This window comes from Flagellimonas pacifica, assembly GCF_900215465.1.
Taxonomy (GTDB): domain Bacteria; phylum Bacteroidota; class Bacteroidia; order Flavobacteriales; family Flavobacteriaceae; genus Flagellimonas; species Flagellimonas pacifica.
In genome coordinates this window covers 1,187,641-1,203,904 of the sequence record NZ_OBEH01000001.1, presented here as the reverse complement: position 1 = coordinate 1,203,904, position 16,264 = coordinate 1,187,641, and the positions used below count along the sequence as shown (strand labels likewise).

Genomic DNA, 16,264 nt, shown 5'->3' with positions numbered 1-16,264 from the left:
TATGATTTATTTTAAAAAGGTTCTGAGGGTTATGTAAAATGCCCTTCCAGGGCGTTGTACGCTAAAATTGTCGAATGCTTTTTCATCAAAAACATTGGTTGCTTCCAGACTTACCGAAAATTTGTTCTTGGGAAATGCATACGAAACACCGACGTTTTGTATGAATTGTGATGGAATGACATTTTTAAAATCCTTGTTGCCATCCACATCCCAAAAAAGGAAGTATTCGTGCACATAATTGGAGGCCCACCAAGCTGAAAATTTGTTTTTACCTCCTAAAAACTCTTCTTTTTGATAGCGGATTTCTGCATTTCCAAACAAATAGGGAATGTTGGGCAAACGCGCATTAAAATATCGGTTGTCCACTGCTCCCGTTATATTTTTTGGAGAACGGTTTCTTAAATCTTGATAAGTAGCATTGAGTTTCAAGTTTAAAAAATCATAGGGTTGGTATGCCAGCTCTGCTTCAACGCCTTTGGTGAGCGACTTTAACAAATTTTGATATTGCGCAAAAAATTGAGAGGTTTTTAACCAGATGACATTATCAGTAAGTCTATAGAATGTGTGAAGTCCCAATTTTAGTTTTGCAGTATTCCACTGTATCCCCAAATTGGCATTATGACTTTGCTCGGGTCTTAAAAACGGATTGGGCCTTACCAAGGTGAAATCACCGAACAACTCAAATTCATCCGGCAAACGTGTGGCATACTCATAAGATGCTTTTGCTAATATGTTTTCCGCTATTTGGTATTTAAAAGATTGTGAAACCCCAAAATTGGAAGCGGATTGCTTGTTGGGCAAAAAATTGAGATTTTCAATGGCATATCCTTCAGCATCCAACATAAAATGCTTTACAGCCGTGTAACTTGTTATTTTATCCTTAAAGGTATGCTCATATGCCAGTCCTACTGCATTTTTAAAAAGTTCAGTAGGGTTGGCATAATAGTCTTCGCCATAAAACTCGGCAGCTAAAGGGTCTTTTCCTGTTCTATGAAACCAAGAAGTGAATATGTTAAGGGTGAATTTTCCATTTTCCCAAGGGGCATATTTTATGTTCAACCTACTAACGGCATTTTTAGAGGTTAGATCCAATAAATTTCTAGAGGAAGATATCTCACCTCCAGAAGGTCTGGTATCGTAAACTTTACCATCCCAGGTATACGCATTTAAGCTTATATCCTTAAAATGTCCTTTAGTTTTATTTACGCCACCATACCATTTTATTCCGGTGTTAGGTACGACCTCCCTTTTTTCATAGGTTACCGAAAAACCCAGTGTATTTTCATCATAGGTAACTTCTCCATAAGGTTGTGCCATAATTGCGTTGTGCTGTACTTCATCATCAAGTCCGGAATATCTTACGCTTATGAACAACCTGTCCGCATAAGATTTGTTGTAGACTCCTGTATACAAACTCAATAGATAATTGGAAAACTTATCATGAAACCGTTTTACTGTGGCTGGGTTAGGGTTGCCAAATTCATCAGGTATTTCTACATCAACCTTGTAATTGTTATCCGAATGGTTATAAAATGAATTAATGCCCAGTAACGTATTGTTCTTAGGGTTCACATATTGTCCATTTATATTGGCCTTATGGGTATTGAAGGACCCCAAAGAATAGGAAATATCCAAATAATCCGAATAGCTTTTTCTGGGAATAATATTGATGCCTCCCCCCAACGCATCGGCTCCTAGATCAACGGGAACAACGCCTTTATAAACCTCAATCTGTTCCATAAGGTTTACGGGAATTACGTTGAGCCCCAACCCAGAGCCATAATATGATAGGGGAACACCATCTAAGAAAAATTTAACCTGTTTACCTGACATTCCATTGATAAAGACCTCTGCACTACTTCCAAAGCCTCCAGTCTGTCGAACATTTACACCAGATATCTGTTTAATGACGTCACTTGTATTGTTGTTTTGGGTGTATAGTTCTTTGGTATTCAGTACAGCAACACTGGCAACACTTTCCCTGAGTTTCTGCTCTTTGGATTTTCCAGTTATGGTAACATCATCCAACGTTGCCGTTTCCTCTTGCATTATAAAGGTTAGTTTTAAGGGGCTTCCTTTTTCCAGCACAATTTTTTTGTGTAGAGATTTGTATCCCAAAAAGGAAATTTTCACAGAATGATTACCAACTGGTAGCCCAGTCATTTTAAAATTTCCAGATAAATCTGTAGCACTTTTTTTAAATGCTTCTATACTAATATGTGCTCCGGCCAATGGTGTACCATCTATATCGACCACCTTTCCAGATAAAGAGGTTTCCTGTGCAAAACCACAAAAGGATAACATAAACACAAAAAGGCATACATATTTATTCGAGTATTCGATAGAAGTTATAGCTTGGATATAATTTCGATATTTTACAGGTACGATCATTTTTAACGATGAGTGTTTATAGCCTTCTTATTTTCCTAATGTTCAACAAACCCATAACCGAAAGCAATAAGGTTGCGAACAGTAATGGCAACAATGATTTCTTCCAATTCACAGGTTGTGACATTGAAGCATACTCTGGCGTGAACTTGCTCCAATCCTCATTTTCAACTGGATGACCCTCAAATATTTTAGGATAGAAATAGAGCCTCAGATTTTCATGGAAAGCATCCAGGTTGTTCAGAAATTGCATGTTGTTGCCCAAGTCGGTGTGTGCTACCTGATTAAGCGTCAATTGGGCATGCATGGTAGGTATAACCAGAGATATGGCCGCACTTTCCTTTTGTCTCAGTGCTATTTTTTCTTTCATTTCTCTGTTGGAATCCAACGATTCGTCATCACCCATTTGTTGCATAGCATAATACCAAAGCCAGCTAAACGAATCTTCAGGAACAGGATATTTTTCGTATTGCGGGTAGTGGGCAAAAAATTTGTCCATAGTTGCCTCTTTGGGCTTATCCCATTTTTCATGATAGCCCTTTCTTTGCTCCAAGGTCATTTCCAATGCTTCAGGAACAGGATATTTATTGGTTAGATAGTTGTTTACAGCAGCAGGCAGGACAATGATGAGCAAAATCCAAACAGAAAGTAAGACAACAGCATTGAAGCTACTGTTTTTTTGTAGTGAAACCACCCAAAAACATATTCCAAACCATACCAGTATATAACCAATGGAAATCGCTGAAAATGCCCCAAACTTAACATTCAAGGGAATATCCAAAATAGGGATAGCCAAAAAAAGTATCAACAGCAAAACAGTCAATATAAGCACCAGTCTAATGCTGAACAGTTGGAGGATTAATTTTGACAGGGACTTGCTTTGGACAGATACAATACGCCAGGTACCGGATTCTTTTTCTTCAGAAATAATATTGAAAGTGAAAGCAATGATCAAAAGGGGGAACAAAAAAATCAGCACAAAACTGAAATCAAGGTTGCCCAGTAATAAATTGTTGGGGTTATTAAGGTCAGTATCATGTTTTTGCCCTTCAAGCCCTCTGATCGTAACACTTTTTATTTGAGGGTTAACGTCTCGCTGCCCAATGGACAGGCCACTGATAGGTAGGGTCTCATTAACTAATGCGAACTTTAGGTAGTATAGCAAAAGTCCCAAATCATCTTTCTTGAATTCTACATAATGTTCAATGAACTCTTTTTGATAAATGCTCGTATCAATGATATCCTGCTTCTGTTTTTCAACAAACTGCTTTCCTATAAAAAGACTGATAACTCCAGTTAGCAGAAGAAACAACAATCCTATTCTTACATTATTGGATCGTATAAAATTGTAAAATGCCAAACGTATCATATTGCCTTGAGGGTTTTAGAAAGTTTATGGATAAGGAAGGCTAAAAAGCCTGTCCAGAACAAAAAGGCCACAAAGGATATCCATTCGTTTTTGAAGGTCTGGGAAATGGTGGAGGGTTTGTACTCGAATTCTTCAACTTCTTCCCAATGATCATTATCAAGAATGTGGTTTTTATCCGAAGAGCTTTTGGCCTCATTACTTATGTGCTTTATTTGAAGCTCGTTCATTTCCTGGGCCAAATTGTACCTGTAGTCTTCAGCTTGTTTTTGAAAATCCATGAAAGCGGAAAAATCTGTGCCCGAAAGTGCCATCGACACATTTTTGATTGCCATGAACGGATTCAGGAAGGACATCATTTTAGAAAAACCATTTTGTTTTTCATAGATATTGAGCAGTTGATCGTAATGCTGATTGTAAATCTCCGTGCTGATTTTTTCACCTTCCCGCATTTGATATCCGCTATAGTTAAAGGGTAATTCCTTTACAGAATCAACTTGGTGGGCCTCCAACAAAGAATCTTTTAAAGCTTTGTAATAGGGATCGTCCGGATTATGGCTATCACCTACTTTCATGATGGCATCACCTATGGCAGATTCAAATTTTGCTTTGCTGGGAATGGAATAAATACTTGCGCCCAATGCCTGGGAGATTCTTGGCAAGACAACAATCAACAAAAGCCATAAACCGATCAGGGAAATCAATGCAGCCTTAGGAGTTTTGCTAATGGCAGAAATCAATACTGCGATTACACAAAAGATTACCAGATATATAAAATAACACAGAACGATGAATAACAACCTAAGAAACTCATCCGCAGAAGTGTTCATGTCTTGAAGTCCTGAAAAAAGAAAAATCGTAGCAAGAACAATGGGAATAAAAAGAGTCATGACCACGGCCAAAATTCCAAGGCTTTTGCCCAAAATCAAGGTTCGCCACTTAACGCCCTGAATCAGTAGCATTTTTAAGGTTCCGTTTTGCCGTTCGGCGGCAATGGCTGCAAACCCCAAGAAAAATATTAACAAGGGCAATAGGACCTGCAATATCATGGCAATGCTGATTTCTCCAAAACGCAACATACCCGTAGAGAAACTGGCCTCAGAAAAATTCACGGTATTTTGCTTATGGGCCTCCAAAAAGATGGTATTTCCAAAAAAACTTTCCATACCAAAATCAAAAACACTCAAAGGTGCTTTGGGCCTAAAGGCAAAATGCCCATAATGTGCCATTCTGTGCGGGTGTTTATCCGGATTGTTTACCCAATCTTTTCTTGCTTCTTTTTGATATTTGTCCCGTATTTGGTTTTGGGTCTCAAAATTCTTTTTTCCAGAATAAGCTGCATAAGCCAATAATAGCCCCATGAAAAATATAAGTAGAAAGATGCCCTTGTTCTTAAAGGCCGCTTTCCAAAAAAGCTTTGCTATTTGTATTTCTTTACCCATTTTTTGTTGTTTTTTTAATGTTGACAAGGAGTAAACCTTGCCAACATTTGTGAGTTATATATTTTCAAAACTTATAGTTTAGGGTAAGGGTTGCATTTCTTGGTGCTCCGGGAAACAAACGCTGATAGCTTTGAGCACCTAGCCAATAAGTTGTGTTGAACACATTGTTTACATTTACAGCCAATTGCAGATTGCTATTTGTTGGAGTGTAGTAAAACGCAGCATCAAAAACGGTAAACGCTGGAACTTCAAACGCACGGGTAAACCATGGGATTTTGTTTCCTTGATGCTGTACACCAAGACCGACACCCAAATCCCTTAATTTGGAAGCGCTATCAAAATTGTATCGTGTCCAAAGGTTTGCACTCTGTTTTGGGGTGTTCTCTTTTCTTGCTCCTATTAAAGCAAGATCAGCATCGTTCACAATTTTGGCATCAATAAAACTGTAAGAGGCGTTTACCTGCCAATTGGGCAATACATAACCAGCTATATCACATTCAAACCCACGACTGCGATCAGCTCCCCGCTGGATCAACAAATCTGGTTGCGAAGGATCATTGGCACTCATCAAAATATTCTTCTGGTTGATTTCATACACAGCCATGTTCATTGTTATCCTTTTATTGAAAAAGTCGGTTTTCATTCCTATTTCCTTTAAATCTGAAATAAGGGGTTTAAAACGGGCTGGAGATTCATCGGCCCAAAAAAACTGTCCTGTACTTGGCATTAAGGTGACAGTATTCGACTGTGGCTGAAAACCTTCCAAATAAGTACCGTATATATTTATGCTTTTACTGATGGAATATGTCAATCCAATCCTTGGAATAAGTCTTTCATTTGTGAAAGAAGACTCATTGGGCGCTTCATAATTGGTAATGTCCTTAAACCACTCATGGCGCACTCCCAATAGTAGCATAAACCTGTTCCATTTTACCTGGTCCTGAATATAAACGGCATTACTGGTGGTAAGAGCCGAGGGAACCGCGATTCGTGAATTGATGGTATAGTCTTGTATATTACGTATGGTGTATGATGGGTTTGCCAAATCAAAATGATTGACATTGGGTTTTGGCAACGTAAGGTCTCCATAGGTTATGGTCTGATAATTGGAGGCATTATCAGGATCAAAATTTCTGATAACGCTACCGTCGTTCAGTAGATACCCCCGTGCAGAGTTTTGCCCCCCACCTTTTTGTTTTTCCCAATAATGAAGATCATAGCCCACCAACAATTTGTGGCCCAATGCTCCTGTTTTAAAATCGAAGTTGAAATAACTGTTGATATTATCTATGTTCCAGAACTGCTTTCGCTGAATAAATCGCATGGCCGCCAAACTGGTTACCGGCGCACCAGTAATATCCACGGCAAATGCATTTGTGGTCCGATGCTCCTGAAGATCTTCCGTCCAGGTCTGTTTCATATAGGATGTGTTGAACGTAATACCTGGACTAAACTTATGGGAGATACTTCCTGTGATAATCACCTCCTTCGATTTGAAAAAGTCGTTGGTGGCTCCCAGATTTGTACCAATCGGGGTGCTGTTCAGATTTGTCTCTCCATCTACAGCTCCAAAAATGGGTTGACCACGATCCAAATTTCCGTTCATATTATTGAAGATCAATTCAGCATTGATGGCAGTCTTATTATTAGGGATATAACTGAACGAGGGGGATATTAAAACTGATTTATTCCCTATCAAATCCCTGTACGAACGTGCTTCTTGGTAAGCTCCATTAACACGGTATAATAATGTTTTTGATTCATTGAGCGGACCGGTAAAATCCAAGGTGCCCCTTATGGTGCTAAAACTTCCAACACTCAAGCTTACTTCCTTCCTATCTTCTGTCAATGGCTTTTTGGTGACCATATTGATACTTCCGCCTGGATCCACACTGGCAAAAGTTGCACTTGCAGGTCCTTTTATGACTTCAACCCTTTCTATATTGGCGGTCAAAGGCTGTAAAAAATAATATTGTCGGGTACGCAAACCATTTATGAGCTGGCCTTCCTCATTTTGACTGATTCCCCTGATATTGTATTGATTATAAACACTCGAGGGCGTAACACCGCTCACCACTTTTACCGCATCGGCCAATTGAAATGCCTGCCTATCTGAAATCAGTTCCTTGGTTACAGAGGATATGGCCTGTGGCAACTCTTTGTTTGAAATGGCCACTTTGGTGGCAGAAAAGGAATAATCACTATTATAATCACGTTTTACTCGTCCTACAACTTCTACAGATTGAAGTTGTTGTACGTTTTCTTGTAATACGATGGCTCCAAGGTCATACGATTTGTTCTCAAGAAAATCGTATGTCTTGGTATTGGAGGCATATCCCACAAAGCTTATTTTAATGGTATAGGTTCCCGTTTGGCTCAAAGCAAGGTTAAACATACCTTCCTCATTGGAAACAGCCCCTCCTTTTTCATTATTGTTATAATATGAGATAGTACCTCCCAAAACAGGATTTTGCTCATGGTCCACTATTTTACCTGTTACATTTATTTGGGAAAATATCTGTTGACAGATAAGAGTCAACATGATAACTAAGTATTGTTTTTTCATTGGTGTTTTATATAGTTTCTAAATACAGTTGTTTTAATTGTTCAGCATTGATATTTTTTGTTTGGATTTGCTGAACAAGGGAGCCTTCTTTCATAATTCCAATGGAAGTACCCACATTTACGGCATTGAAAATATCATGGGTAGCCATAAAGATGGTCTTTCCTGCTGCTACCAGATTTTTACAGATACTTGTAAATTCTGCTGTAGCCTTGGGGTCAAGTCCAGAAGTAGGTTCGTCCATAAAAATGACATCGGCATTTTTGGCTATGGCCACGGCAATACCAACTTTTTGCCTCATTCCTTTGGAGTATGATGATAGACTCAGATAGTGTGCTTCGGCTTGCAGCCCAGCCTGGGACAAGAACTCCGATAATTCGTCTTTTGAATAGGTGAATCCGGCCAGACGACTAAAAAAATCAAGGTTTTCAACTCCAGATAAATTGCCGTAGAGCTGCACTATTTCTGGGATATAGGCCACTTTTTGGTTCAGGGCAGAATTATTAATTTCCTCATCATTGATAAATGCGCTCCCACCATCAGGCTTTATAAAGCCAAGAAATAAATTTATGGTCGTGGTTTTTCCTGCGCCATTTTGTCCGAGCAGACAAAATATTTCTCCTTGTTCTACATGAAAAGAGATATCATTGAGCGCCTTTTTTCCGTTGTACGCTTTGGATAGGTTTATTGCTTTGAGCATATTGTATGCTTTTGGGTGATTAAATAGCTTGAATTTCACCATCATCTTGGGTGCAAACAGGCAGCCATTGCATTGCATTCCATTAGGAAAACATATAACCCCAGTGGGGTATGACGGTTTGTTAAAGGGATAAAGTGTAGTCTATGAAATTTCTGAATTACAAAATGCCATCAAATGAGTAATTGATATGCGGCTAGCACTGTTTCTCACGATAAAATCTTCGCAGAATTGATAAACCCTTAATTAAAGAGGAGTTGGCACTCCATATGGAGCTCAACAACCATAATACAGGTTTAACAACCGAATAGCAATTTGAATGAAATAGAAATGACTAAACTAAAGAAGAAGGAGGAGGTCTTGAAAATAGACAAGTGATGTGCGTGGTTTTGCTATAAGTGAAACTATAGCGGCTTATTACAACATCGGCATAAAAACAAACTTCACCAATTATGGGACTCTCAGCAACATCATTGACCAACGGTGTAAAGTTACTGATGGAAACAAGGTCGCAAACCTCACAATGTTCAACATTGTCCTGATCATGGGTAAATACGTGCAGGCCTGCTACTTTCAATAAAAGAAAAGCAATAGCAAAAGTATAAGCAACAAAGTTTTTTATACGACCTATTTTCACGGCGATGAATTTACCAAATTCCACCAAAAAAAGTATTAATAAATACATAAAAAATGGAAATTGACGTTCTCAACTATACCCAAACCCCTATATATGTAGCTATAAACAAGGTTTAACAAATATGTCAAAACCCAAACAAAAAAAGCCAAGATTTAAAATCTTGGCTTTTTCCTTGAAGTACTCGAGGTGGGAATCGAACCCACACTCCCGAAAGAACTGGATTTTGAATCCAGCGCGTCTACCAGTTCCGCCACTCGAGCATTAAATTTTTAAAAGGACTGCAAAGCTAAAAAATAATTTCATTTACCACCAAAAAATACCTTGATTAATCCTTTAGCAACCCAAATTAATTTTTAAATTTGCACCTCTTTTATCAGAAAGAGCTTTAAAAAGCTAGTTAACAAGAGTTTGCAATGGCATACCAAGTTCCAGAACCTAAGATTTTTGCATGTACGCAAAGTACCGCCCTCGGCGAGAAAATAGCAGCTTCCTATGGAGCAAAACTTGGGAAGGTCAAATTTTCTAGATATAGTGATGGTGAATTTCAACCTTCTTTTGAAGAATCCATAAGAGGTGCACGTATTTTTATCATTGGATCTACCAATCCAAGTTCAGAGAACTTAATGGAAATGTTGTTGATGTTGGATGCTGCTAAAAGAGCATCTGCAAGACACATTACAGCCGTTATGCCCTATTTTGGATGGGCAAGACAGGATAGAAAGGACAAGCCTAGAGTTCCTATAGCCGCAAAACTTGTTGCAAAAATGTTGGAAACCGCTGGAGCAACACGAATTATTACCATGGATTTGCACGCTGATCAAATTCAAGGATTTTTTGAAAAGCCAGTAGACCATCTTTTTGCCTCTACCTTGTTTTTACCTTATGTAAAAAACCTGAATCTGGACAATCTCTGTATTGCATCACCAGATATGGGAGGGTCAAAAAGAGCCTACGCTTATTCCAAAGCATTGGAAAGTGATGTGGTTATTTGCTATAAGCAACGTGCTAAGGCCAATGTAATTTCACATATGGAACTGATTGGCGAAGTAAAAGGAAAAAATGTGGTTCTTGTAGATGACATGGTAGATACGGCGGGTACTTTGACAAAGGCCGCCGATTTAATGATGGAACGTGGAGCTCTAAGTGTAAGAGCAATCACAACACATGGGCTGCTGTCTGGAAATGCCTATGAAAGAATAGAAAAATCAAAGCTAACGGAGCTTATCGTAACAGATTCGATACCTGTAGAGCTGGATAGAAAAAAAATAAAGGTATTGGGCTGTGCGGACCTTTTTGCAGACGTTATGCAAAGGGTTCATCATAACACATCCATATCATCTAAATTTTTAATGTAGCCTTCGACTACGCTCAGGCTGACAAGCTTGGCACTTCGAAAATGTGTAGAATAAATTAAATATTATATAGATTAACAAAAGTTATGAAGTCAATTACTATCAAAGGATCCCAAAGAGAAAGCGTGGGCAAGGTATCTACCAAAGCCTTACGTAATGCTGGAAAGGTCCCTTGCGTGCTGTACGGAGGGGATAAACCAATGCACTTTTCAGCTGATGAACTAGCATTCAGACATTTGGTGTACACTCCCAACGCACACACTGTTGTGATTGAGTTGGAAGACGGCCAAACGTTTGAAGCTGTATTACAGGACATTCAATTTCACCCTGTATCAGACAAGATTTTGCATATCGATTTCTACCAGTTGTTCAAAGACAAGCCTGTTACCATGAATATTCCTATTCGTTTGGAAGGAAATTCGCCTGGTGTTAGAAACGGTGGACGTCTACTTTTCAGAAAAAGAAAGCTTGCTATCAAGGCATTGCCAGACTTATTGCCTGATTTTATCACTATTGATATTTCAAAGCTAAGAATTGGTGGAACCATTGCGGTGGAAACACTTTTAAACGATGACTATGCTATTCTTCATCCTGACAGCACTGCTGTTGTTCAGGTGAAAGCTTCTAGAACATCTGTTGATGATGAGGAAGAAGAAGAAACTGAAGGTGCAGAAGGTACTGAGGCAGCAGCAGAAGGTGCTGAAGCTCCGGCAGCTGAGGCTACTGAATAGTTTTAATAGAATTTTTTCAAGGCATCCCAACTTTTTGAATACATTAAGTTTGGGATGCTTTTGTATTTTTGAACAAATGGAAGCTTGCCAATGTTCCAGTTTATCAAAGCACTTTTCAGCAATTCAAAACAGCTACTGCCAGAAACGGACACCATGAAAAAATTCCTCATTGTAGGTCTTGGAAACATAGGAATGGAATATGAAGAAACAAGACATAATATTGGTTTCAAGATTTTGGATTTTTTAGCCGATGAAGAAGCCTTCGTTTTTGAAGGGGCCAAACTAGGGTCCGTGGCCACTTTTAAATATAAGGGCAAGAGTATTCTATGTCTTAAGCCATCCACATATATGAACCTAAGCGGAAAAGCGGTGAGGTATTGGATAGAAAAAGAAAAAATTCCTTTGGAAAATGTTCTTGTAATCACTGATGACATCAATCTTCCTTTTGGCACTCTGCGAGTTAAAACCAAGGGCAGCGACGGCGGCCATAACGGACTAAAAGATATTCAGAACACTCTACAAACTTCAAAATATAACCGGTTTAGGTTTGGAGTTGGTTCAGAATTCAGTAAAGGAAAACAAGTGGACTATGTGTTAGGCAAATGGAGCGACGATGAAGTTCAAAAACTAAAGGAGCGTTTACAAAAATCAACCCATGTTATTCGTTCTTTTGTGTTCTCTGGTATAAAGAATACTATGAACCAGTTTAACGGCACTTAGCCTAGAATACCTTAAACTCAAAAAGGCCAGAGTCTGAAGTATTGCCTTCCTGATCTGTGGTAATAACTTTCCAAAAGTAAACAGTATTGGATGTAACGCCAACGTTCAACTCCATTGTATCTGGGTTTGTTGTGCCTATTGAAGTGGTAGGTGGGTTTTCATCTGAAAAGAAAACTTCAAAAGAAGTAATATCATTCTCAACATCTGCGCCCATCCACTTTAGAACGACCTCATTAGCAATGCTCTTCTGTACTGTAGATCCGGAAACTGGATTTACCAATTGCGCTGGAAAAGGTGCATAAGTGGTTTGGAAACCGGAGTTATAAAATAGCCATGTCTCACTCGTAGCTGTTTGATCGGATTGGGAGTTAACAGAATTAACAGACCATGAATATGGTGTTCCTTTGGCTATTGACAGACTGGCAGAGGTAGCTGCAGTTGAAATTGTCTGCGGAACATTAGTTTCCAGGTTTACAACATTCAAAGTATAACTATCAGTATGTATAGAGGCCTGCCACCTAAAGGTGACCTGGCTCAGCGTTTCACTAACATTTACTCCAGTAGTACATTCAGAGTTTTGATCCGGGAAAATCAAATTTGCTCCTTCCGGTGCGGGTGGTGGATCATCACTACCACAGGACCATAATAAACCAAGTACCCCCAAACATAAAAAAAACCGCTTCATTTCTATTCCTTAATCAATTTAAAATCCTTTTTAATCCCTAAGCCACTTATATTCATATAATAAACCCCAGTAGGGAAACTTGAAAAATCCAATTCAAGATCGTTTCCATTTACCCGCTTCAAGGTTTCTAGTACTAATTGTCCATTTGTAGAAAAAACATGAATTTCTACATCTCCAACAAACCCATTAAGAAATACATTCTTTTTATTGACATCAACCTGATTTTGATATAAGACAGGTGTAGAAGAGCTAAAAAAGGTTTCTTCATAAACCCCTTGACATGGTAAGTTCGTGGATACCTTTAGCGTGTTGATTCCATCTTTTAAATCCAGCTGAATTTCTGAACCATCTGTTTGTGTAACCAGACCGTTAAACTCTACGTTATACAAACTACCCCCAGTTAAAGACACACTTAACACACTTCCATCAGCTACGGCTGATGCGGACAATACTTCGGGCTCTGTTACCACAATGTTAAAACAAACTTCCTTATAGTCATTGGCTCCATCAGTACCGGTTATACACAAAGAATAGCTTCCGGCACTCAGCGTTTGAAATGTGTGTGCATCGGTAAAATCCATGTTCAATGTTGCCCCGTTTCCATTTAGGACTGCTGAATAGGTTATTGAAGTATCCGAAGCTGTAATAGAAATAGAACCATCGTTATTATCCCTACATGTTTCGCTTTGCGCTGCTATTGAAAAATTATCGACTGGAAATCTGTTTACTGGACAACCACTTGTATCAACCTCAACTCCTTTTGGTGTACCCAAACATAGATCATCTCCATCATCAAAAACACCATCATTGTCATCATCTGGCCTAAAGGCTCCTTCCGCGCACACCTCCAGTGAAAAAGCTGTCAAAGACCCCCCATCACCATTGGCTGTATCCTTAATTTCCAACTTCCATTCCCCAAAAGTGGACTCTCCTATAAGAGATGCCAGCGAGCCTAAAGGTTTCACAGTTCCAGATATAGCCGGATTTCCAGAGCAAACAAGGTCAACCCCATCATCATCAAAAACTGTATTGATGTTGTTTAATTCTCCACAGGTATTAGATATCAACGCTACCCGTGTGCCAGACGGGGAAATCAAAGTAATTATAAGATCTGCAAGATATGTATGTGCCAACTCCAGGGTCACGTTGACATCAGAAACGGAGAGGTCATCAAAAATTTGAACAGAAGTTGTTACGGTAGATGTATTACTTGTTGGGATTTCTAAAGGTAGCCCAGTTGGCTCCAAATTCTTGCAATCCTCTTGAATGGTTGTAAAACTAAATGGTGTTCCAAATGTTCCTGTACCGCAATTGTTTTTAGGCCTCAACCTCCAAAAATATTCCGTTTGTGGATTAAGATTGGTTGTTTGATAAAAATTTAACGGTCCGGAAGCCGATTCAACGATATTCGAAAACCCTACATCAGTGGCAATCTCTACGTCAAAATCCGTATGCAAATCATTGGCCTGCCAGCTAAGCAAAGGGTTTATAGGTGTATTTACCTGAGCATTTGTTGGACTCAACAATACCACATCAGTGAAATTTCCATCACGAATTGCCACTGTTAAATCAACGTTTTTTGTTACCGATGTAGAGGATGAAGTAACCGTAACGGTGTAAACCCCTGGAGCAACACCATTGGTATTTGAAATGGTCATATCCACATCTGTGTTATTGACTGTTGCCTGTGTGGGAGCAAAAGATGCCGTTAAACCAGCAGGTAGGTTAGCGGAAAATGTTGAGGTTTCATTGAACCCTGAAAAAGTCTCATATGTAAAAGGAATTATCAGGTCATTTGGCTGACAAACCTCAAAAGAAAGACTCTGAAAACTTAAAACCACTTGTGATTCCTGAATCGTGAAATCAGACGAATTAACGGCAAAGAATACATTGTCACTTGCCTTAATCATAATACGTGCTGCGGTAGTAGCATTCCCCGGCATTAGGACTTCTTCGGTTCCATCATTCAATGTGTTTTCTTCAAGGATAATAGGAAAGGTAACACCTCCGTCCAATGACAACAAAACATCCACTGTTTTACAATTGATGGGCAGACTATTGGTATTGGCAACATCCCAAGTAATCTCTTGGATTGTTCCTCCTTCGTAAACCTCACTGGAAGCTTGGGAAGTAACCACAAAGGGGCCTGCAGAATTGATTACTTCAACCTTTAACACATCAGAAACCACTTGTCCTCCTCCAACTGCATTGTCCCTAACGGTAAATGCAAAATTTAAATCTCGCTCTATTGTGGAAATTGTCTCCCAGGCATCATTAATTCCAGGGCCTGTCTGAGTTAAACTACCTTGAACAACACGTGATAATCTAGGAAAATACCTAACAGGGTCAGTTGTTGGAGGCATGGACCTAAAGTTAGCACCACTTGGGTTTTCCGAGCCAAAATTGCCATTTGTAACCACCCCATCATCAATTTGTTCCCACGTATAGGTAAGCACATCTCCCGCATCACTATCTGTAGCCTCACCCGTTAAAACAAAGGCAGTCTCTTTTGGAATTATATAATCTCCCATCGGCGTTAAAACAGGCAGCGCATTGGTAAGCGGTGTTGTTTGCGCACAGGAAGTGGTCTTAATATAATTGGAAATTTGTAGAATACTGTTATAGTGAAAGTAATCATCACCATTAGGAGCAACATTATTTGCCCCTACAATACCTGCATATCCCATAATGGTGGTTCCACTTCCAGGTTCTGCTTGCACTCCAGTTCCCTCAGATTCAAAAGACCAAGTATGATTGGCCCCAAACTGATGCCCTAATTCATGGGCGACAAAATCAATATCAAACACATCTCCTTGAGGAGTCTCAGCAGACGCAAAAGCACTCCCTTTTTTATTGTCTTCACAAACTGACCCAATAAACCCAGCATTTCCATTGTTCTGAGCGGATGTCGCTACTTTATGGAACAAATGTCCCACATCGTAATTTGCTTCACCAATAGTTGATGTCAACGTACTTTGGACCTGTCCATTTAAATTTCCATTATATGGGTCAGTATTTGCATTGGTAAAGATTACCTGATCATTGTTTGCAACCAGTTCTAGGGTAACCCCCAAATCTGTCTCAAAGACCTCATTTATTCTAGTTATTGTTGCATTAATTGCAGCAAGTGCATCTGCAACTGTACCGCCATGAAAATCTGTGTACTCTCCTGTTGCCGAAACGGCTATCCGGTACTTGCGTAAAAGTTGGTCATCTATCAAAGGGGTGATAGTTTTTCCCACACCTTGCTTTGGTTTTTTATCCAAGCTCAGTTGTAATTTCTTGGTACTACAGACAAACCCATCTTTTGTGGCAGCACCTTTCCCTTTTTCATAAACAACGTAAGCGTTTTTTTTATTGGACAATTGCTCCATGAACGCAGTTTTCTCTCCTTTCAAATCCACAATCATGCTTTGCAAGCCTTTATGAGAGCTACTGAGCTTAACCTTGTATTGACCATCTATACTATATCCTGAAAAGGATTTTATGTTTGGATATTTTTTTGCCAAATCTGGATGCAACACCGAGGTTTCCCTAATATCAAAAGCAATTATTTGACCATTCTGCGCTGGCAGGTATACGACCTGTTTTTCTTGTTTAGAGCTTGAAAAGGATTTAAGTTGTTTGGAAAATTTTGCTTCGTCCAAACCGAAAACTCCTTTGGCTTTGTTCATATCTTCAAT

11 protein-coding genes and 1 tRNA gene are annotated in these 16,264 nt (G+C 39.2%); 3 read left to right on the top strand and 9 right to left on the bottom strand.

The features are described from left to right. Nucleotides 1-6: 6 nt before the first annotated feature. From CRO15_RS05370 to CRO15_RS05340, 7 genes are all read right to left on the bottom strand, one after another. Complete coding sequence (locus CRO15_RS05370; protein ID WP_097044721.1) at nucleotides 7-2,304, bottom strand: TonB-dependent receptor; 2,298 nt, start codon at nucleotides 2,302-2,304, stop codon at nucleotides 7-9. A 103-nt stretch (nucleotides 2,305-2,407) separates the two neighbouring features. Then, entirely contained in the window at nucleotides 2,408-3,757 is a 1,350-nt protein-coding gene (locus CRO15_RS05365; protein ID WP_097044720.1) for a DUF3526 domain-containing protein, read from the bottom strand. Further along, nucleotides 3,754-5,196, bottom strand: coding sequence for an ABC transporter permease (locus CRO15_RS05360; protein ID WP_097044719.1), 1,443 nt, complete (start codon nucleotides 5,194-5,196; stop codon nucleotides 3,754-3,756). The genes CRO15_RS05365 and CRO15_RS05360 overlap by 4 nt, the downstream gene beginning before the upstream one ends. A gap of 64 nt (nucleotides 5,197-5,260) precedes the next feature. After that, entirely contained in the window at nucleotides 5,261-7,762 is a 2,502-nt protein-coding gene (locus tag CRO15_RS05355; protein ID WP_097044718.1) for a TonB-dependent siderophore receptor, read from the bottom strand. Between the two features lie 7 nt (nucleotides 7,763-7,769). After that, a complete protein-coding gene (locus CRO15_RS05350; RefSeq protein WP_097044859.1) occupies nucleotides 7,770-8,459 on the bottom strand; it encodes an ABC transporter ATP-binding protein in 690 nt (229 codons plus the stop codon). A 331-nt stretch (nucleotides 8,460-8,790) separates the two neighbouring features. Further along, a complete protein-coding gene (locus CRO15_RS05345; RefSeq protein ID WP_097044717.1) occupies nucleotides 8,791-9,141 on the bottom strand; it encodes a hypothetical protein in 351 nt (116 codons plus the stop codon). Nucleotides 9,142-9,271: 130 nt separating this feature from the next. After that, nucleotides 9,272-9,353, bottom strand: a tRNA-Leu gene (locus CRO15_RS05340). 153 nt (nucleotides 9,354-9,506) lie between these two features. Here CRO15_RS05340 and CRO15_RS05335 point away from each other — a divergent pair. From CRO15_RS05335 to pth, 3 genes are all read left to right on the top strand, one after another. Beyond that, nucleotides 9,507-10,448, top strand: coding sequence for a ribose-phosphate pyrophosphokinase (locus CRO15_RS05335; protein ID WP_097044716.1), 942 nt, complete (start codon nucleotides 9,507-9,509; stop codon nucleotides 10,446-10,448). 83 nt (nucleotides 10,449-10,531) lie between these two features. Continuing rightward, on the top strand, nucleotides 10,532-11,176 hold the full coding sequence (locus CRO15_RS05330; RefSeq protein ID WP_097044715.1) for a 50S ribosomal protein L25/general stress protein Ctc: 645 nt from the start codon (nucleotides 10,532-10,534) through the stop codon (nucleotides 11,174-11,176). A gap of 90 nt (nucleotides 11,177-11,266) precedes the next feature. Beyond that, the gene (gene pth, locus CRO15_RS05325; RefSeq protein ID WP_097044714.1) at nucleotides 11,267-11,896 is read left to right on the top strand and encodes an aminoacyl-tRNA hydrolase; all 630 of its coding nucleotides are present in this window, start codon (nucleotides 11,267-11,269) and stop codon (nucleotides 11,894-11,896) included. Nucleotide 11,897: 1 nt separating this feature from the next. Here pth and CRO15_RS05320 read toward each other — a convergent pair whose 3' ends face one another. Continuing rightward, nucleotides 11,898-12,581 carry a hypothetical protein gene (locus tag CRO15_RS05320; protein ID WP_097044713.1) on the bottom strand — a complete coding sequence of 228 codons (684 nt, stop codon included), beginning with the start codon at nucleotides 12,579-12,581 and terminating at the stop codon, nucleotides 11,898-11,900. Between the two features lie 2 nt (nucleotides 12,582-12,583). Next, nucleotides 12,584-16,255: a reprolysin-like metallopeptidase gene (locus tag CRO15_RS05315; RefSeq protein ID WP_243396904.1), complete on the bottom strand. Its 3,672-nt coding sequence runs from the start codon at nucleotides 16,253-16,255 to the stop codon at nucleotides 12,584-12,586. Between the last annotated feature and the right edge of the window lie 9 nt (nucleotides 16,256-16,264).